This is a genomic window from Lysinibacillus sp. RS11, assembly GCF_042019215.1.
GTDB lineage: Bacteria > Bacillota > Bacilli > Bacillales_A > Planococcaceae > Lysinibacillus > Lysinibacillus xylanilyticus_A.
The window spans coordinates 451,416-470,326 of the sequence record NZ_CP168124.1; the positions used below are offsets into that span (position 1 = coordinate 451,416).

Consider the following 18,911-nt stretch of genomic DNA (forward strand, 5'->3'; position numbering starts at 1 on the left):
AGCTTTTTTTATCATGGGGTGACCATTCCTTCCATTTATACAGCATTTTATGTTTTGTGCGGATTAAGGGAACAACAGACACAATAATTACGGACGACACCTATGTTTTTGTTAAATAAGAATGAAGTCAATGAATTAAAGTAAGAAGAGTTTATGCTGATAATACCTTCAAAAGTCAATGAATGGCCTACAAGCGCAAATCCAAGAACACCTTTAATAGGGTGTTCTTTTTATTTTAGCTAATGGATTCCATTGAGAAGATTAAATCCAAAAGAACGGAGGGTTTGAATTACTACATGTATTAAAGGAATGGTAGTGAGAATACACCTAGAGGACACTTTTGTAAATTGTTGTAATTAACATTGTGAAGGGAGTGTGGGCGTTGTTTTATTTATAAGAAAAAAATCTGTCGAAAAATATAATTTAATGTAAAAAAACTTTTGGCGCAGTTTGTATTTATTGTAAAAGAAAAATATGGTTCTATTAACATTTTTTAATTCCTTAAAATGGATTTTATTAAGGTTTGCGAAATTAATAAAAATACTAGTTTCTAAATATTTTTTATAAAATGGTACTATAGTAATGTTTTGGGAATCCTTAAAATATTTTTCAATTCTTTAGTCTTATGTTATATTACTTTAGGTGCTTTTTGCTTTATATTATTGAGAGTTTACTCACCTACGAGATTTTGTTAGGTTCTATATTGATAGTAAAAAGGTCTGTAAAGTTATCCTTTCACTAAAATCCAAAGCAAGAAATTTTTACTGAAATAATATGAATCATATAAAGTTTAGCGATAATAGGGAATCTACATACGATACTCTGAAATTCAAACAGGAGGTTTATAAACATGCATGCCAAGAAATTATTTCCATTATTATTATGTTTTGTAGTCGTACTTTTTCAAACAATAGTACCCAATGTAGGAAAAGCAGATGAACTAAACAATACAATGCTTATTGATAGTGCGCAAATTACAAAAACAGATTTAACATACGGAGAACAAACAGGAGTCCGTGTAACCTTTAGTGAAAAGCCTAATCTGAAATTAAAATCAGGCGATACAATTACGATGACATTACCACCTGAATTAAGAGGTTTTAATGTGAATATTAAACTAGATGATTACGGTTCGTGTAATGTGACTGGCGAACAAGTTGTGTGTACGTTCAATAGTAAAGTAGATGAACGTAAAAATATTAAAGGTTTCTTTGAATTTACTATCCAAGCAACAAACGTAGAATCTGGAAGTTCAAAAACGATTAATACGAACTTTGGAACAAGTTTAAGTAAGCAAGCTGTAAAAATTACGCATCCAGCTAGTAGCGGTTCTTCGCCAGGAATCTTCTTCTATAAAACAGGAGATATTCAGCCAAATAATTCAGATGAAGTTCGTTGGTTCCTAAACTTCAACTTAAAGAAGGAATATCTTGATAGTGATATCGTGTTACAAGATACTTCAAAAGGTGGTCAACAAATTCAGAAAGATAGTTTCTATATCCAAACAAGTGGTCACTTAGGTGATCGTCAATTCACACCTGATGAGTTTTATAGGAATGGGCTTGGATATGTGAGTATTACGAGTGATAATTCATTTAATGTAGTAATTTATCGTGGGTATGCAAGTGGTTCTTCGTTCACTGTAGGTTATAAAACAACTATTACAGCTCAAGGAATAAATGAAGAATATTTGAAGAATGGATATGATTTGAATTACAAAGTTAACAATCAACAGCCAGTACACGAGCAAAAAGAGGCTCAAGTAAAAAACATTTCAGCTAATGGTGGGGCTGTAGGAGACTTACCAGCTAAAGGTACATTAAGAATACTGAAATATATAGATGATCATAAAGAACAAGTCATTCCAGGTGTTCAATTTAAAGTTTTCACATCAGGTGGTCAACAAATTGGCGATTTTACAACCAATGACAAAGGAATTGTAGAAGTACCAAACTTGAAAGCTGGTGAGTACTATGTACAAGAAGTATCAGCTCCTGAATATGTAACATTTGACGCGAGTAAGAAAATTCCATTTACAATAGACGAGGATGCTGCAAAAGGTATTGAATTACCGATTTCTAATAGTTTGAAAAAAACTTCGATTGAGGGAACGAAAACTTGGAGCAACGATCGTGAACAAGATCGCCCTTCAGAAATCAAAGTAGATTTACTCAAAGATGGAGAGGTTATTGTTACAAAAACCGTAACAGCAGACAATGGTTGGAAATATCAATTCGATCAATTAGACCAATACACAGTAGAAGGTAAAGAAATCCAATATGCTGTAAAAGAGCAATCTGTAGAGGGATATGAGTCTAAAGTTAATGGTTATGATATTTTAAATACAAAAATAGAAAAACCAGTGGATCCAAGTGAAAAACCGGTGGATCCAAGTGAAAAACCGGTGGATCCAAGTGAAAAACCGGTGGATCCAAGTGAAAAACCGGTGGATCCAAGTGAAAAACCGGTGGATCCAAGTGAAAAACCGGTGGATCCAAGTGAAAAACCGGTGGATCCAAGTGAAAAACCGGTGGATCCAAGTGAAAAACCAGTGGATCCAAGTGAAAAACCAGTGGACCCAAGTGAAAAACCAGTGGACCCAAGTGAAAAACCAGTGGACCCAAGTGAAAAACCAGTGGAACCAAGTGAAAAACCAGTGGACCCAAGTGAAAAACCAGTGGACCCAAGTGAAAAACCAGTGGACCCAAGTGAAAAACCAGTGGAACCAAGTGAAAAACCAGTGGACCCAAGTGAAAAACCAGTGGACCCAAGTGAAAAACCGGTAGAGCCGAGTGAAAAACCAGTAGAGCCAAGTGAAAAACCGGTAGAGCCGAGTGAAAAACCAGTGGACCCAAGTGAAAAACCGGTAGAGCCGAGTGAAAAACCAGTAGTTCCAAGTGAAAAACCAGTAGTTCCAAGTGAAAAACCAGTGGAGCCGAGTGAAAAACCAGTAGTTCCAAGTGAAAAACCAGTGGAGCCGAGTGAAAAACCAGTAGTTCCAAGTGAAAAACCAGTGGAGCCGAGTGAAAAACCAGTAGCTCCAAGTGAAAAACCGGTGGATCCGAGTGAAAAACCGGTGGATCCGAGTGAAAAACCAGTAGTTCCAAGTGAAAAACCAGTGGAGCCGAGTGAAAAACCAGTGGCCCCAAGTGAAAAAGTGGTAGAGCCAAGTGAAAAACCGATGGCTCCGGGTGAAAAACCGGTAGAGCCGAGTGAAAAACCTGTGGAACAAAGTGAAAAAACGAAAGACTCTGAAGATGCAGGTAAGGTAGAAGAGGAACAAATAACTCCAGAGAAACCAGAACAATCGGTGGAACAGAGTAAAAAACCGAAAGACTCAGGAAATACGGCTAAGGAAGTAGAAAAGCCATCAGTAGAAGAGCATGTCAACAATGTTGTTCAAAATCAAAAAGTTGACCAAGAGGAGCAACAAACTCCAAATAAAGCTGAACGCTTACCTCAAACAGGGGAAAGTAACACAACTTTATATCAAGTACTTGGTTTAATCTTAGTAGCTTTAGCATGCTTGTTATTACGACGTAGCAGAAAAGAAATTTAAAATATAAACCCCCTGTTTTGAACTGAACTGCTCCCTGTCAAGTAGACAGTGGAAATAATAAAAAGCTTTTAAGCGGCTTTAGCCCTATATTCTAATGGGCTTAAGCCGTTTAATCGTTCTTGGTATCTATCGTTATTGTAAAACTGGATATAATCCTCAATCGCTTGTTGTAACGCTTCAAATGTTTGGTACTTATGTAAATAATACTTTTCACATTTCAATGTTCCCCAAAATGATTCCATTGGTCCGTTATCTATACATTTGCCTACACGGGACATGCTATGAATCATCTCTGCTCCATCTATTCTTCTTTTAAATCCATGTGATGTGTACTGATAGCCACGATCACTATGAAGTAACGGTTGTTCTCCATCTTTTAAAGTAAGCATTGCTAAATCAAACGTCTTAAATACCAATTCATTATTATTTGAATGCCCCAATACATAACTGATAATAGAGCCATCGTAAAGATCTAGAATAGCGCTTAAATAAGCTTTCTTTCCATTTCCTAATTTGAACTCCGTCACATCTGTTACCCATTTTTCGTTGGGTTTGCTTGCAGTAAATTCACGATTTAATCGATTTTCAGCGACATGTTGTGCAGGTGAAGAAACATATCGCTTTCTTTTTCGGCGAATCACGGATTGTAAACCACTGATTTGCATTAATCGATAAATACGTTTGTGATTGAACTTTTTATTGTATTTACGATTGATATTTAAAGTCATTCTTCGATATCCATAAATTCCTTCGACTTGTCGAAAAATAGCTTGGATATCCTGAAGAATCGCTTTATTCTCTAGCTCTCTATCTGTTGGTGTACGTTGTAGCCATTTATAATAGGCAGCACGAGATAAACCGGCAATATCACATAAAAGGATTACTGGCAGATTTTCTTTCGCATGTAACTCTTGAATCGCTCTATATTTATTTTGTAAACGAACGCTTGTTAACGATTCCTCCTTTCGAGTTCTTCCAACTTTTTTAAAAAGGCATTTTCTGCGCGTAATCGTTCATTTTCACGTTCTAAACGTTTCATTTCTAGCTTAAATTTTTCTTCAGCTGTTAATTCCTGTTCTTCTTTCTTGCGACCACGTTTATCCTGCAGAGCCTCTTCACCATTTACTTCGAATTTTTTGACCCATTGATACACCTGTTGATAAGACACTTCATAGGTTTCTGCAGCGAGCTGATAGTTTTTCTGATGTTCTAGACAGTAATTTACAATCTGTATTCTTTCTTCTAACGTCGTTGTTCTTTTATTAGTCATAGAGTTTGTCATTCCTTTACCGGTATCCTTTAATTCTCTATGACTATTATACTTTTGAATCCAATTTCTCAAAACGGATTTGTCAGAAATCTTGTATTTTCTTGTAACTTCTTTTAAAGAATATTGTCCAGATAAATAGTCTTGTACAGCTGCTAACTTTAGCTCTTTCGAGTAAGAATTCCAAGAAGTGGACTCTTCAAGGCCAATTTCTCCATCTATTTCATATTTGTAGTTCCATTCTTCAATGGTTTTATAAGAAACCTGAAATATAGTAGCTAATTCTGAAATTGTCTTTTGTCCTTTGTGAAGAAGTCTTAGAACCGCTAATTTTTCATCTTTTGAGTGGTTACTTCGAGCCATAAAAAAATGCCCCCTAGATAAACAGATTTTTATTTTTTAATCTGTCTACCTAAAGGGGAGCATATCAAACGAACAGGGGGTTTGTTATGTCGAAAAAGTTCTTATTTGTGAATACTGTTTCGGGACCACCAGTTTAATATGAACGGACACTAGTGAGCGGATTTAGGGCAGCATCATCAGAGCAACCCGATTTAAATGATGGGAGGAATCAAACGATAATCCTTCATTTATTTCCATAAATATCTGAATTTTTAGTTAGGTAATTTAAGTAAATACTATTGGGAATACAATAAAAAAGTAGCAGAGGAGGCGTGCTGAGTAGCTTTTCTTTGAAAAAGTAATATAGTAGTAAAACAATTTTTACGAATATTACAAGTGAAAGGATTTAAGCTTACACGATTGTAATGTAATTGAAAGCCAATACGATAGAGTGTAATACATTATTTTGCGAGAATGTGTATAGAAGCAAGAACAAGAAGCGGAGGAATACACAATGAATGAAAAATTAGAAGGCGTATATGAGGAATACAATCGTTATATATATCATTTATGTTTAAAACTTACTCGCAATAATATTGAAGCTGAAGATTTAATGCAAGAAGTATGGGTAAAAGTTGTGCGCTATGAGGATAGCGTTGCCGAGGTGGAGCATATTAAAGCTTGGCTAACAACAATTACAATGAATACATTTAGAGATCGCTATCGTAAAAAAGTACGACGTAGTAAATACATGATGAACCAACCTGAAACATTAGACGTACCGATTTTAGATTTGGTTCCCAATAATGATATTTCGACTGAAGAAAAAATTGAAAAAGATGTTGTTACTAAATTAGTACAGGATAAAATGGAGCAATTAGATGGGATCTATCGTAAAACATTATGGTATTTTTACATAGACCAATACTCACTTGCTGAAATCTCTTCTATTATGAAAGTTTCAATTGGTACTGTGAAATCTCGTTTATTCCGTGCTAAAGCTCGTTTGAAAGAAATGCTTATGGCTGATGTTTCAATTGTAGAGTCTGTGCTACCAGCATGATAACATGCATTGGTCGCACTAAACTAATTACTTAGACGGAAGTATATGTTCGACCAATCCGATAAAAGATGCATTGCAAAATTATGTTGCAATGCATCTTTTTTTGAATTTTATTACCAGTAAAACGGGGTACATCGCTGATAAAAGTGCCGAAATCGCTGATAAACCACCGAACATCGCCGGTGGAACCTCAAACTTTCACTCACTTAAATGCAGGGCTAAATGAATCTCTAAATAATGTGCTGGATTGTGTAAATCACGATTTAACAATTGTTTAATTTTCTCAAGTCGGTGGTATAGCGTATTTTGATGAATGTGTAAGGTAGAAGCCGTTTTTGAAATAGAACGATTTTGATGAATATAACAACGAAGTGTTTTAAGTAAAGTTTCATCCTTTTGCTTGTATAACGGAGCTAATATATCATGAACGAATTGTCCAAGCTCTTCTTCGCTTTGCTTGTTGAATAATCGATTAATACCTAGCTCTTCATAACAAATAATGGTTACCTCGTCTTCTTTGTTTGCTTGGCGCGTAGCTTGTTGAAGTGCTTGCTGACTTTCTTCGGCGCTCTGAGCAACATTTAACAAATGATCCTGTATAGCTCCTATGCCTATTGCCACCTGTTGATGATAAAACTGAACCCAACTAATAATAGCCTGCGTTAATTGTTGTTTTATTTTGTGACGAAATGCCGTATCTCCTTGTAATACCCAAACGATTGTTTCGCGTAGTGTAAATATAAAATGCTGCCCTTTAAAATATTGCTGTACATGTTGAATAAATTGCATACTATTTTTATGAGAAAATTGTTTCAGTCCAAATTTTACGACGAATGTTGGTTTCTTAATATCGAGTCCTAATTCATCATAACGAGAATCAACTAGAGGGGCACGTCCAGAGATAAGCTGTTGAAAAAGCTCGAAACGTTCTTTAAAATTCGTTTGTCCTGTCGCTTGTATTTGTAGTGATTTTAAAGTTAAGCTCATCGCGGCGTTTTCAATAATCATACGTTGTTGGCTCGTCAATTTCTCCAACTGCTGAATAATTAAGTAACCGAAAATTTCTCTTTCATTTCGGATTGGGAAAATATAGCCTATATCCATTAATTGTTCCTCTTGAATTGTTGCTAGCTTGTTCATTTTTTCTAACTGTAAAAATGTTTTACGATCGGCTAAATTTACAAATTGTATGTCTAATTGTAATAATTCCTTCGTCGTTTGAATGATTTTCATTTCTTGTACATTTTGCAAAGATAGTTTAATAAAGATTTGGTGAATTTCATGTTGCTTTATAAAATAAGCATTTAACCGTTCTATTTCTTCATATGCCTCCGCATTTCTTATAGCAACGGCCGCCTGCGATGCGAAGCTTTCTAGAAGTCTTAGATCACTTTGTTGAAAAGCACGTTTATTTGTATATTGATGAACAATCATCACACCGAGTTTTCTTTCGTGAAAGGTAATAGGAACAGCCATCGATGTATTATTCTCGATTCTTCCTAAATGTACAGCTTCCATTAATGCGTCTAGATTGAATTTTGTAACATTGCTCATAATCTCTAATGTTTCTTGATAGTTGTAAATGGCTGATACGCCTGTGTGGAATGTATAACCTGCCATTCCCTCGCCTAATTGGGGAGCGTAATCAAAGATGCGCTCTGTCACACCCGCACTTGCTACTGTATATAAACGCTCCATTTCAGGGTTGAATAACATTAAAAATCCACGATCAATTACTGGAATAGCTAGAATGGAAAAATCCATGATGGTCTGCAACAGCGTTTTTATTTTCAAAGTTGAATTCATTACTCCTATAAGCTGCATAATGGCTAATTTCTGCTCACGCTGCTGTATGAGAATTTTCTGATAAAAGGTCTTTTCTAGCTGCAAAACTAAAAATTGCTCATCATAACCAGTAAAGTCCCCAAAGATGATACCTTGTACAATGTACTCATTTGGCTCTGGTATGTATATCGTTGCACTAAAGCGTTGCTGTTGTTTATCCCAATGTACTCCTTTTAGATTGGGGTTAATATCACAAGGTCGACCATAAAATAAAGACCATTCCTTTGTTGCGCTATAAATATAAAAGCTACAATTTTCATCGTTCAATACAATTTCTTCATGTTCCCCTAGAGACATCGTTATTTCGACTCCTTTCACTAAATTTCGGAATATATTCTAATGATCTTTTATAAACATTGTAAGATATTCTAATGATATCGTCCTTTATTTATCTTAATATTTAGATAATTTAATGAAAGGAGTGGAGTTATGAATGTCGAACTAAAAAACCGCAGTAATTTAATTTTAGGCGTTTTATTCTTTGGATGGATGGTTTCATATATTGACAGAACTGCTATCAGCTTAGCTTTAATTAATATTGGTAATGACCTAACCTTAACAGCCACTGAACTAGGATTTGTTTTAAGTGCGTTCTTCTTTGGATATGCTGTAATGCAAATTCCTGGTGGATGGCTAACGGATAAGTACGGAGCGATTAAATTATTAATTGGTGCCGTTATTTTTTGGTCAGTTTTCACTGCATTTACGGGATTGGCTTGGTCACTCACTTCACTACTCTTAATTCGGTTTTTATTTGGTATTGGAGAAGGCGGATATCCTGCTGCAAGTACAAAAGCAATCTCTATATATTTTCAGAAAGAACAACGTACAAAGGCTCAAGCGACAATGATGTCATCCAATATGATAGGTAGTGCTATCGCTCCTATTATTTGTGCACCTCTATTATTGGTAATGGATTGGCGCAATGTATTTTTCTTAATTTCTGGTTTAGGACTTCTTTTTGTAATCGCTCTTTTGTGGAGTACGAAAAATGCACAAACATCTATATCAGAGGAGCGAAAGGAGAGCGAAGAGAAGGGCTCTTTTAGCAAAGTATTAAAAAATACTTATTTAATGCGTGTACTTCTTATTTTCTTCTTTATTAATATAGCAAACTGGGGATTGAGCTCATGGATGCCAACGTATTTAATGAAAGTGCATGGTCTTGATTTAAAAAATGTCGGATTCATCGCCGCTATACCAGCCATTTTCGCAGCTATTGGAATGATTATAAGTGGGCGTATCATCTCAAAGATAGGAGGGCGCTCGAAATATGGCGTGATTTTCGGAGCGGTTGTGCTAGCTGTTTGTTTGTATCTCATGTCTACAGCTGCTTCTGCAGCACTAGCTATTACGTATCAATCAATCGCCTTTATATTCGTATCTTTTATGTCCTCGTTTATATTTACAACACCACATCGTGTCGTCAATCAACAAAATGTTGGGACAGCTTTTGGCGTAGTAAATTTTGGTGGTCAAGCAGCCGGCATTATTTCGCCAATAATTATGGGTTATTTAATTAATGTATCAGGTGGTTCTTTTAAAACATCATTTATATTTTTAGCCATTATGTGTGTAATTGCTGCTGTAATTGCTGTTACTTTACCAGTTAATCATCAGCAACAAACAAAAATAAAATCTGTGGAGGGATACTAACTATGAAACGGCATTTATTTGATTGGATGCAACAACATGAAGAAACTTTCAGTCATATGGCAAAGCAAATTTGGGACAATCCTCAGCTAGGCTATGAAGAAACATTTGCTTCTGTACTGCAACAAGATTTTTTGAGAAAAGAAGGATTTGATATTGTTACTCCGATTGGTGATGTAGAAACAGCCTTTTATGCACAGTGGGGATCAGGTAGTCCAATTATTGGAATTTTAGGAGAGTTTGATGCGCTTCCAGGATTATCGCAGCAAGTCAGTTCATTATATTCGCCTGTGGAGGAAGGGGCACCAGGGCATGGCTGTGGTCACAATTTATTAGGAACGGCTGGAGTAGAAGTTGTAGTTGCCTTAAAAGAAGTGATGAAGCTTAACAATTTACAAGGAACGATTCGCTATTACGGATGCCCAGCAGAGGAATTGTTATCAGGAAAATCGTATATGGCACGGGCAGGTGTTTTTGATGATTTAGATGTAGTCTATACGTGGCATCCATTCACGTTTAACATGACAGCGAATTTCTCTATGCAAGCACTCACTGCCATTGAATTTTATTTTTCAGGTAGGACGGCACATGCTGCTGGTGCACCACATCTAGGGAGAAGTGCACTTGATGCTGTTGAATTGACGAATGTCGGAGCCAATTATTTACGGGAGCACGTGCCAGACGGTTCTCGTATTCATTATCAAATTACAAATGGAGGCTTAGCACCGAATATTGTTCCAGATAAAGCAAGTGTCTATTATTTCCTACGCGGAGCAAATCGTGATGCTGTTAAAGATTTAGAGCGCAGACTCATTAAGGTGGCAAAAGGGGCAGCGATGATGACAGAAACAGAAGTGCATTGGGGGATTAAGGCAGGGTGTTATGATACTTTACCAAATCTCACTTTAAATGAGCAAATGTTGGCACAGTGGAACGAACTACAGCCATTATCTTTTACAGAGGATGAGCTTGCTTTTGCAAAGTCGTTACAGGCTTCATTAGATCCTTCTGTTCTTGCAGGTGTTGCCCAACAATCTTTTGTACCAAATGAAATAAGTAAAGAGGTATTGGTGGAGCAGGTATTTCATTTTCCACAAACGTTTCGCCAATCCATGCAAGGTTCTAGCGATTTAGGGGACGTTTCGTGGATTGCGCCCCTTGGTCAGGTATTTACAACATGTGCTCCTCATGGGGTCCAAGTGCATACTTGGCAAGCGACTGCTGCTTTTGGATCTTCAATTGGCATGAAGGGGATGCATTATGCTGCAAAAGCAATGGCAGGAGCTGCGCTTGATTCCTTACTAAATCCTGCTGTTATTCAAAAAGCGAAAGAAGAATTTATGAATTTAAGAGCTGGGAAACAGTATGAATGTGGTATTCCGGAATAAGTAAAAGCAAATTCTGGTTTAAAACTAAGCGTCTAGAAATAGTTGGGGTGGAGGGTAGTCACCCATAATTTGGCCAAATGAAAAACACCTTTAAAAGTTAGATGTATGTCTAACTTTTAAAGGTGTTACTCTTACCGAGTAGATTCATTGTTAAGTAATTTTGCAAAAATCTCACGTAATGTTTGTATTTCCTCAGCTGAGAGCATACCAAACATATTGTTGAGAATTTCGCTAACTTGTTGACGGGATTTTTCCAAAATGTCTTTGCCATCAGGTGTAATGATCAATTGAAATGCTCTTCGATCTGTGGCATGTTGTGTTTTTTCAATAAAGCCAGCATTAATGAGCTTACTTGTTAAAACAGTGACGCCACCTGTTGTAACCTTTAACCGATCAGCAATGGCAGAAGGGCGTTTTGGTCCCTCCTGCGATAAGTAGTCTAAAATTAAAATATGGGATTTTGAAAAGCCGAGTACATTTTGATTATTCCACTCGTTTGCCCACTTACGCTCAATAGAAGAAACTACTTCAAACAACGAGGTAAGGGTTATTTGTTTTTCTTGATCCATATAAGGTCATCTCCAAAACTGTTTTAACTTTCTTGTGCCAATCTTGTCATCGCATTTAATTCAAAAGCACGAACTTTACGTGGAATAAAACGACGAATGTCCATCTCATTGTACCCAACTTGAATACGTTTTTCATCAATTAAGATAGGGCTGCGTAGCATTCTCGGATGAGCCTGGATGATTGCAAACAATTCTTGAATAGAGAGCTGATCAATATCAACATTTAAATTTTTAAAATCGTTTGAGTTTGTCGCAATAATTTCATCTGTTCCATCTTCTGTCATGCTTAATATTTCTTTAAATTCTGCAAGTGTAAGTGGGTGTGAAGTAATACGTTTTTCTTTATATTCGATGTTGTGATCTTTTAACCATTTTAATGCTTTTCTGGATGAAGAACAGCTCGCTTGTGAATAAATAATAACTGTCATTCTTCATTCCCCGCTTTCTTTTTTAGGATTATATTTTATAGATATCTTATTAGTAAGTTAAGTAGGTTATACATATATCTTACTAGTAAGTTATATATAAATCAATAGCTATTTGAAAAAAAAATTAAATAGAAATAATGTTTTTTTTTATACTAAAATATACGTTCAAAAGAGCAAAAAGTTCCGTAAATTCAGCTTACAATGATGTAAGTTTACTCAATATTAATAATAGATGCTTAAAGAATTTGAGAGTTGTCCTAAAATAGGGAGAAATAGTTTGATTTAATAGCGGTAGATATATTTGTTAATCCACTGATTATTATTATGATTAAATGTTGGGTTTTATGCATAGATAAAAATTTTTTTATTTGAGGCTAAGGAGAGAAGTGGTTTTCAAAAGCTCGGGAAGCTTGGAGAACCGCTCAGGTCCCACGATCCCCACGCTCAATTTCCAGCTACTAAAAAGAGGGCAGTACCGAGTGATCCAAGAATCACATCGGTAACTGCCCACATTAATAATATTCCTAGCTTTGTTGCCCAGAAGTAAACCAGTCTTGGACATTCCAAACTTTTGTTGCTAAACCTTCATAGAAATCAGGTTCATGGCTTACTAACACGATTGTGCCTTTAAATTCTTTCATGGCACGCTTTAGCTCATCTTTTGCATCGACATCTAAGTGATTTGTTGGTTCGTCAAATATGAGCCAGTTTGCCTCTTCCATCATTAACTTACATAAACGAACCTTTGCTTGCTCACCACCAGATAAAGAATTAAGTGGGCGAGTAATATGCTCCGTTTTTAGTCCCGCACGTGCTAATGCTGCACGTACTTGTGCTTGCTCCATAGAAGGGAAGGCATTCCATACATCATCGATTGGTGTAATTTTGTCTGCCTTTACTTCTTGTTCGAAGTAAGATGGGTAAAGGTAGTCCCCACGAATAACTTTTCCATCCAGTGGGTTTATTTTGCCTAGCATCGTTTTTAATAATGTTGATTTACCGACACCATTCATACCGACTAGAGCAATCTTTTCCCCACGTTCAATCTCAAAAGTAAGTGGTGGAAGTAACGGCTTGTCCTTATCATATCCAATGACTAAGTTTTCAGCCTCTACTACATAACGGCTTGAAGAACGTGCCTCTTTAAAGCCAAATTCAGGTTTTACAGCTGTTTCAGGACGATCGATACGCTCTAAACGGTCAAGCTGCTTGGCGCGAGATTTTGCACGACCAGTAGTAGAGTAGCGAGCTTTATTTTTCGCGATAAAATCCTCTTGTTTTTTTATGAATTCCTGTTGTTTTTCATAGGCATCAATATGCTGACGTTTATTGATTTCAGCAAGCTCTAAAAACTTTTCATATGTTGCTGTATAGCGAGTTAATTTTGAAAACTCTAGTTGGAAAATAACGTCCACCGTTTCATTCATAAACTCCGTATCATGCGAAATTAATAAGAAAGCATGTGGATAGTTCTTTAAATAGTTTTTCAACCATGTAATATGCTCTTCATCCAGATAGTTCGTTGGCTCATCGAGTAATAGTACTTTTGGTTTTTCAAGTAATAGTTTTGCTAGTAAAACCTTTGTACGTTGACCACCAGAAAGAGCAGCGACATCACGTTCCAAGCCGATTGCATCAAGACCAAGACCTCGTGCAACCTCTTCAATTTTCATATCAAGAGAATAGAAATCCCCTGCATCCAGAGCATCCTGCACCTCGGCCATTTGATCTAGTAAAACTTCTAATTCTTCAGGTGTTGCTTCAGCCATTTTACCAGTAATTTCATTGAGTTCTTCTTCTTTTTTATATAAAGGAAGAAAGGCATCACGTAATGCATCTCGCATCGTTCGGCCAGCTGTTAATACAGTATGCTGATCTAAATAGCCGTAATGTGTTCCTGGAAGCCATTCAACCTTCCCAGTATCGTGGATTGCTTGGCCTGTAATAATGCTCATTAATGTGGACTTACCAACACCGTTTGCACCTACAAGACCAATATGATCACCTTCAACTAAACGAAAGGATACATCTTTAAAAAGTGTGCGGTCACCGAATGAATGACCTAAATTTTCAACTGTTAATACTGCCATATATGTTCCTCCAAATTCAATTCATACATTTATGTGAAATAGTAGCCGTCTTTCTAAAGAGACAACTGTTTGTGAAGTGTTTTTATTTCGCTAGGCTTTTTCATTATTATAGTTCTGCTAATTGTTTATTTAACTCCGCTAGCGTTGCTTCCATATTTGCAAGGCGTTGTTCTGCCTTTGCCACTTGATCATTATGACCTGTAGATTCAAGTTTTTCGATGTCGCCTTGTAAATTCATATAATCCATTTTTAGCTCTCTAATTTGATATTCAATATCACTTTTTGATGGCATGATAATTGCTCCTTTTATGTGTTTATTTTATAACGAATGCGTATATCAATTATGCCTCGGCATAATTGCGTCTGGAATCGGCTTTGTGTTTACACAAAGAACTCCTTTTCGATTCCATGACATCCGCCGGAGGCTTTAGGCCAACACGAAGTTGGTCACTCAGTAGTTGCCACAGGACGTGGCGTTCTTAGACTGAGTTCCCCTATTTCAGCAGGTGTCTTTTGTACCGAAAGCGTAGCGACAGGTACAGGTGTCCAAACACCTGCTGAAAGAAGGTAAAAGCGATGGAGGTTTTTTGATCCCCCACCGCTCATTAGTTAATATCAATCGGGTACTTATGTTGCTTGAATTCACTTCTTATAATGAAAGATAAGTGAAAGTGAAAAATTCTTCTATATTGTATCATATCCACCTTCAAAGAATCACTAAGTAGAAGCGATATTGTGTCGATCGTAAGCGAAATCTAAAAGCAATGACTGTAGTGCTTCATTGTTGCTTACTAAATTGAGCTGTCGTTGTTTTTTTACAGCTCGTTCGCTTCGGGCCTCATGTAATAAAAATTCCATGACAGCGTTTTGAATTTGTGATTGCTTCATTTTGCGACCTAATCCAAGGTGAATAAAGCCGTTCTGTTCACGAGGGAAGGCGTGTAATAGTTCAGCCTCTGTTTGTGCAAGTGTAATACAAGGTACACCATAAGCGGCGATTTTATAAGGTGTATAATTAGAATTACAAATGATAACATCTGCTTTTGGTAATAGTTTTAGGAGTGCGTCTTTATCACGAAGAATGGCAGTATTACGACGACTGAGCACCATCATTTGCAAATCATCCGTTGCATGTCGATAGCTATCATCAATCATCACTGTAATTTGTAGTGGAATTTGTAGCTGCGTTAAGTGTCGAAGAGTACGGTAGGTTAAGTTATGCTCGTCCCCATCCTCAAAAGCAACAACAATATGAGGTGGGTTTTCAGGTATTTTACTATCTGGTCTATTTTCGAAATTCTGGTAAGCCTTCGGTAATGCAAAGTTGAAGTTACCCCCAATATAATGAGATGGTAAATAATCTTTAACTTCTTGATAGAGTGCTAGCAAAACACAGTCACAGGCTTGACCACCCTCACCAAAGTCATCAAAATGAATGATTGTTTTGCAGAATGGTCGTAAATTTTGTACTTGCCAGCTTTCGGAGTTATGACCATCTCTTACAATTAAATCCGGTTGAATACTTTTCATATGCTTCGGTAGCTCATCGAAATGTTCAAATAAGATTGGGCCGAGATTTTCATTCATTAAAATTTGAATCTCATCATTTGAAGGGGTTTTTACAAATATGAAAACTTGTTCATTAGCAAGTAGCTTTGCCAGCGTTGCAACCCGTTCAAAAGGATACAGCCCTTTATCAATACAGCTTTCAATAATGAAAACAATCGTTTTTTTCAGTTCCATTTGAGTTTCGTTTTGCAAATGTATCCCATCCTTTCATCTGTCTATTTAAACTATGGTGAATAATGGTCAAGTATGTGTAAAAAATTAGGATTAGATAAATTCTGACATAATGTATACCGGGTTCGTTAACAGTATTGCTTATAAATGGTTTTTCGAAACTCCTAAAATTAAAAGAGTAAGAGTTCCTTCATTGTCCGATAAATAAAGTAGAGCTATCGGGAATATACATACGATTGTTTTAGTTCATTACCAAAAATAAAATGTTACGTTCTTCCAGTAGTGCGACTTCTGGAGCGAACAGAGCACAGAAAGGGGTACAACCAATGGGAATGCGCGCAGCAATTGTTGTAGGGGCTACTGGATTAACAGGTACCTCTCTTGTCAAACAATTATGTGAGAATGATGAATATGTTTCGGTTACAGTAATTGCACGAAGAGAACTAGCATTTACGCATCCAAAGCTAGAAGTAAAAATTCGTAATTTTGATACTTTAGAAGAAAAAGATATCGAATTGGCGCAAGAGGTCTATTGTTGTTTAGGAACAACAATTAAAAAAGCTGGATCGCGTGAGGAATTTGAGAAAGTTGATTTTGAATATCCGCTAACGATAGCTTCGTTAGCAAAAAAACGAGGAATTCCACATATGCTTGTCATCACGGCGATGGGGGCAAATGAAAATTCTCCATTTTACTATAATCGAGTAAAAGGAAAGCTAGAGCATGATTTAATGGAGATAGGCTTACAGAGACTTTCTATTATTCGCCCATCGTTATTAGTTGGGGAGAGAGAGGAAGTTCGCTTAGGTGAAAAAGTAGGAGAGCAAGTTTTAAAGTTCGTAAAGCCGCTTTTAGTGGGGCCACTAAAACGCTCAAGGTCTATAGAAGCCTCCCAGGTTGCAAAGGCGATGATCGTAATTGCTTTGCAGGAGCACGGTACTAAACAGCCTGTTACTGTTTATCAATCTCAGGAATTGGCTAAGTTAGATTTTCCTGAAACGCAGGATGAGGATGTTTCAAGAGAGCAATTATTTAATTGGGATAAGCGCAAATTACCGGGTGCTAACGCTGAAGGAGATAAAGTAAATCGTGAAGTCGTGATGAATCGAGATAAATATAAAATAGAGGAAACTGTTGTAGATAAAGAAGTAAATTTTCATCATCGTGAGAATAAATAATAGGTTCATCGCTGAAATTGGGAATTATCTTTATGCAGATTAGTGATGAGAGTGGAGGCTGGGCGACTCCTTGGGGCTCATCGGACGCCCCCAGGTAGCTTTGCTCTGTGCGAAAGCGCGCGACAGCGGCAATGTTTTATCTGTGCGAAAGCGAAGCGTCAGCAACAATGTTTTATCTGTGCGAAAGCGAAGCGTCAGCAACAATGTTTTATCTGTGCGAAAGCGAAGCGTCAGCAACAATGTTTTATCTGTGCGAAAGCGAAGCGTCAGCAACAATGTTTTATCTGTGCGAAAGCGAAGCGTCAGCAACAATGTTTTATCTGTGCGAAAGCGAAGCGTCAGCAACAATGTTTTATCTGTGCGAAAGCGAAGCGTCAGCAACAATGTTTTATCTGTGCGAAAGCGAAGCGTCAGCAACAAAGCGCCCAGCCGGAACGGAAATCAACTCCACGATATGAACCAAATAGTATTTTAATAACAAGTAATCGCTGTATCGAAGTCCACTTTCTGTAGCAATAGTTCCTGTGTAGACTCCGTTCCGCCTAAAGACTGAATTTATGGTTTTAACCACTACAATTCTTTCCGTGCCTCTTTTCATTTGTTACAATATTATTGTAGAAATGAATGTGGAGGCAAAGTGAAAATGAAAATTTTACTCGTTGATGGCACGATGTTTGGTCGTAAAACTGGTGCTATTTTAGAGCAAGTGGAGCAATATATTAAAGAATTAGATGCAAGTTTCGAGTTAGAAATTATGCATTTTAGTCAATATAAGCATCAAATTGTAGACGGTTCACCGTTAAATGATGACATGAAGGAAATGATTCAAAAGTTCGAGGAAGCGGATGCGTATATTATCGCTACACCGATTTTCCAAGCATCAATTCCAGGCGTTTTAAAAAATGCATTTGACTTCTTGCATCCGAAAACAATGCGCTATAAGCCAGTATCGATCGTGGCAAATGGTGGTACGTATCAGCACCATTTAGTAGTAGAAAATCAGTTGAAACCAATTTTAGACTACTTCCGTGCACTTGTAACGCCGAACTATGTTTACACACACACATCTCACTTTGATGCAGATAATAATATTGTCGACGAAGACGTTCATAATCGTTTACGTGAATTGGCTCGTGTTTTTGTGCAGTATTGTGAAATGAGCAAAACATTGCCGAAAGAACCGATTGATCAACATTAAAATAAAATTCATCCCTTGTGCAGTGGAAGGAAATCACTGTGCAGGGGATTTTTCTTTTAATTTATTTCAGCGGGTGTCCAAACACTGCTGAAATATAGGAACTCAGTCTAAGAGCGCCACGTCCTGTGGCAATTTATCTGTGCGAAAGCGAAGCGACAGCAACAAGTTTTTATCTGTGCGAAAGCGAAGCGACAGCAACAACAACAACAACAACACACGACTGAGTGACCAACATCATGTTGCTGACGCTACGTTAGCACTGCGCTTTCGCACAAAAAACATTATGTTGCTGACGCTACGTTAGCACTGCGCTTTCGCACAAAAAACATTATGCTGCTGACGCTACGTTAGCACTGCGCTTTCGCACAAAAAACATTATGCTGCTGACGCTACGTTAGCACTGCGCTTTCGCACAAAAAACATTATGCTGCTGACGCTACGTTAGCACTGCGCTTTCGCACAAAAAACATTATGCTGCTGACGCTACGTTAGCACTGCGCTTTCGCACAAAAAACATTATGCTGCTGACGCTACGTTAGCACTGCGCTTTCGCACAAAAAACATTATGCTGCTGACGCTACGTTAGCACTG

Annotated in this window: 14 protein-coding genes; 7 read left to right on the plus strand and 7 right to left on the minus strand. The window is 37.1% G+C overall.

Going from position 1 to position 18,911, the window contains the following annotated elements:
• The first annotated feature begins 850 nt into the window (after positions 1 to 850).
• Positions 851 to 3,559, plus strand: a complete 2,709-nt coding sequence (locus AB9L17_RS02370; RefSeq protein ID WP_375199999.1) for a Cna B-type domain-containing protein — start codon at positions 851 to 853, stop codon at positions 3,557 to 3,559.
• 68 nt (positions 3,560 to 3,627) lie between these two features.
• Here the strand turns inward: AB9L17_RS02370 and AB9L17_RS02375 are convergent.
• Positions 3,628 to 5,189, minus strand: a protein-coding gene (locus AB9L17_RS02375) for an IS3 family transposase (RefSeq protein WP_375199824.1) whose coding sequence is annotated in 2 segments (ribosomal slippage) — positions 3,628 to 4,532 and positions 4,532 to 5,189 — 1,563 coding nt in all. Because the reading frame shifts where the segments join, the coding sequence is not laid out codon by codon here.
• A 493-nt stretch (positions 5,190 to 5,682) separates the two neighbouring features.
• Here AB9L17_RS02375 and AB9L17_RS02380 point away from each other — a divergent pair.
• Positions 5,683 to 6,231, plus strand: a complete 549-nt coding sequence (locus tag AB9L17_RS02380; RefSeq protein WP_068985177.1) for an RNA polymerase sigma factor — start codon at positions 5,683 to 5,685, stop codon at positions 6,229 to 6,231.
• 198 nt (positions 6,232 to 6,429) lie between these two features.
• Here AB9L17_RS02380 and AB9L17_RS02385 read toward each other — a convergent pair whose 3' ends face one another.
• Positions 6,430 to 8,373, minus strand: coding sequence for a helix-turn-helix domain-containing protein (locus AB9L17_RS02385; protein WP_375200000.1), 1,944 nt, complete (start codon positions 8,371 to 8,373; stop codon positions 6,430 to 6,432).
• 132 nt (positions 8,374 to 8,505) lie between these two features.
• Here AB9L17_RS02385 and AB9L17_RS02390 point away from each other — a divergent pair, with 132 nt between their 5' ends.
• Both AB9L17_RS02390 and AB9L17_RS02395 read left to right on the plus strand, forming a co-directional pair.
• On the plus strand, positions 8,506 to 9,732 hold the full coding sequence (locus AB9L17_RS02390; RefSeq protein WP_375200001.1) for an MFS transporter: 1,227 nt from the start codon (positions 8,506 to 8,508) through the stop codon (positions 9,730 to 9,732).
• A gap of 2 nt (positions 9,733 to 9,734) precedes the next feature.
• On the plus strand, positions 9,735 to 11,117 hold the full coding sequence (locus tag AB9L17_RS02395) for an amidohydrolase (RefSeq protein WP_223554489.1): 1,383 nt from the start codon (positions 9,735 to 9,737) through the stop codon (positions 11,115 to 11,117).
• Positions 11,118 to 11,248: 131 nt separating this feature from the next.
• On the opposite strand, the gene AB9L17_RS02400 is transcribed toward AB9L17_RS02395, so the two are convergent.
• The 5 genes from AB9L17_RS02400 to AB9L17_RS02420 form a co-directional block, all read right to left on the minus strand.
• A complete protein-coding gene (locus AB9L17_RS02400; RefSeq protein ID WP_068985181.1) occupies positions 11,249 to 11,686 on the minus strand; it encodes a MarR family winged helix-turn-helix transcriptional regulator in 438 nt (145 codons plus the stop codon).
• 23 nt (positions 11,687 to 11,709) lie between these two features.
• Positions 11,710 to 12,114 carry a transcriptional regulator Spx gene (spx, locus tag AB9L17_RS02405; protein WP_068985182.1) on the minus strand — a complete coding sequence of 135 codons (405 nt, stop codon included), beginning with the start codon at positions 12,112 to 12,114 and terminating at the stop codon, positions 11,710 to 11,712.
• Between the two features lie 524 nt (positions 12,115 to 12,638).
• Complete coding sequence (locus AB9L17_RS02410) at positions 12,639 to 14,204, minus strand: ABC-F family ATP-binding cassette domain-containing protein (RefSeq protein WP_223554487.1); 1,566 nt, start codon at positions 14,202 to 14,204, stop codon at positions 12,639 to 12,641.
• Positions 14,205 to 14,310: 106 nt separating this feature from the next.
• A complete protein-coding gene (locus AB9L17_RS02415; RefSeq protein ID WP_049667890.1) occupies positions 14,311 to 14,496 on the minus strand; it encodes an SE1832 family protein in 186 nt (61 codons plus the stop codon).
• 425 nt (positions 14,497 to 14,921) lie between these two features.
• Positions 14,922 to 15,965 carry a PseG/SpsG family protein gene (locus AB9L17_RS02420; protein ID WP_223554486.1) on the minus strand — a complete coding sequence of 348 codons (1,044 nt, stop codon included), beginning with the start codon at positions 15,963 to 15,965 and terminating at the stop codon, positions 14,922 to 14,924.
• 305 nt (positions 15,966 to 16,270) lie between these two features.
• Here AB9L17_RS02420 and AB9L17_RS02425 point away from each other — a divergent pair, with 305 nt between their 5' ends.
• From AB9L17_RS02425 to AB9L17_RS02435, 3 genes are all read left to right on the plus strand, one after another.
• A complete protein-coding gene (locus AB9L17_RS02425) occupies positions 16,271 to 17,122 on the plus strand; it encodes an oxidoreductase (protein WP_375200002.1) in 852 nt (283 codons plus the stop codon).
• A 107-nt stretch (positions 17,123 to 17,229) separates the two neighbouring features.
• Positions 17,230 to 17,580 carry a hypothetical protein gene (locus AB9L17_RS02430; protein ID WP_375200003.1) on the plus strand — a complete coding sequence of 117 codons (351 nt, stop codon included), beginning with the start codon at positions 17,230 to 17,232 and terminating at the stop codon, positions 17,578 to 17,580.
• A 185-nt stretch (positions 17,581 to 17,765) separates the two neighbouring features.
• Positions 17,766 to 18,320, plus strand: a complete 555-nt coding sequence (locus tag AB9L17_RS02435; RefSeq protein WP_049667893.1) for an NADPH-dependent FMN reductase — start codon at positions 17,766 to 17,768, stop codon at positions 18,318 to 18,320.
• Positions 18,321 to 18,911 lie beyond the last annotated feature (591 nt).

What these genes read in the sequence shown, in the direction of transcription:
- AB9L17_RS02435 (WP_049667893.1), top strand. Translation starts at nt 17,766, where the DNA reads ATGAAAATTTTACTCGTTGATGGCACGATGTTTGGTCGTAAAACTGGT.
- AB9L17_RS02370 (WP_375199999.1), top strand. Translation starts at nt 851, where the DNA reads ATGCATGCCAAGAAATTATTTCCATTATTATTATGTTTTGTAGTCGTA.
- AB9L17_RS02425 (WP_375200002.1), top strand. Translation starts at nt 16,271, where the DNA reads ATGGGAATGCGCGCAGCAATTGTTGTAGGGGCTACTGGATTAACAGGT.
- AB9L17_RS02395 (WP_223554489.1), top strand. Translation starts at nt 9,735, where the DNA reads ATGAAACGGCATTTATTTGATTGGATGCAACAACATGAAGAAACTTTC.
- AB9L17_RS02390 (WP_375200001.1), top strand. Translation starts at nt 8,506, where the DNA reads ATGAATGTCGAACTAAAAAACCGCAGTAATTTAATTTTAGGCGTTTTA.
- AB9L17_RS02385 (WP_375200000.1), bottom strand. Translation starts at nt 8,373, where the DNA reads ATGTCTCTAGGGGAACATGAAGAAATTGTATTGAACGATGAAAATTGT.
- AB9L17_RS02410 (WP_223554487.1), bottom strand. Translation starts at nt 14,204, where the DNA reads ATGGCAGTATTAACAGTTGAAAATTTAGGTCATTCATTCGGTGACCGC.
- spx (WP_068985182.1), bottom strand. Translation starts at nt 12,114, where the DNA reads ATGACAGTTATTATTTATTCACAAGCGAGCTGTTCTTCATCCAGAAAA.
- AB9L17_RS02400 (WP_068985181.1), bottom strand. Translation starts at nt 11,686, where the DNA reads ATGGATCAAGAAAAACAAATAACCCTTACCTCGTTGTTTGAAGTAGTT.
- AB9L17_RS02380 (WP_068985177.1), top strand. Translation starts at nt 5,683, where the DNA reads ATGAATGAAAAATTAGAAGGCGTATATGAGGAATACAATCGTTATATA.
- AB9L17_RS02415 (WP_049667890.1), bottom strand. Translation starts at nt 14,496, where the DNA reads ATGCCATCAAAAAGTGATATTGAATATCAAATTAGAGAGCTAAAAATG.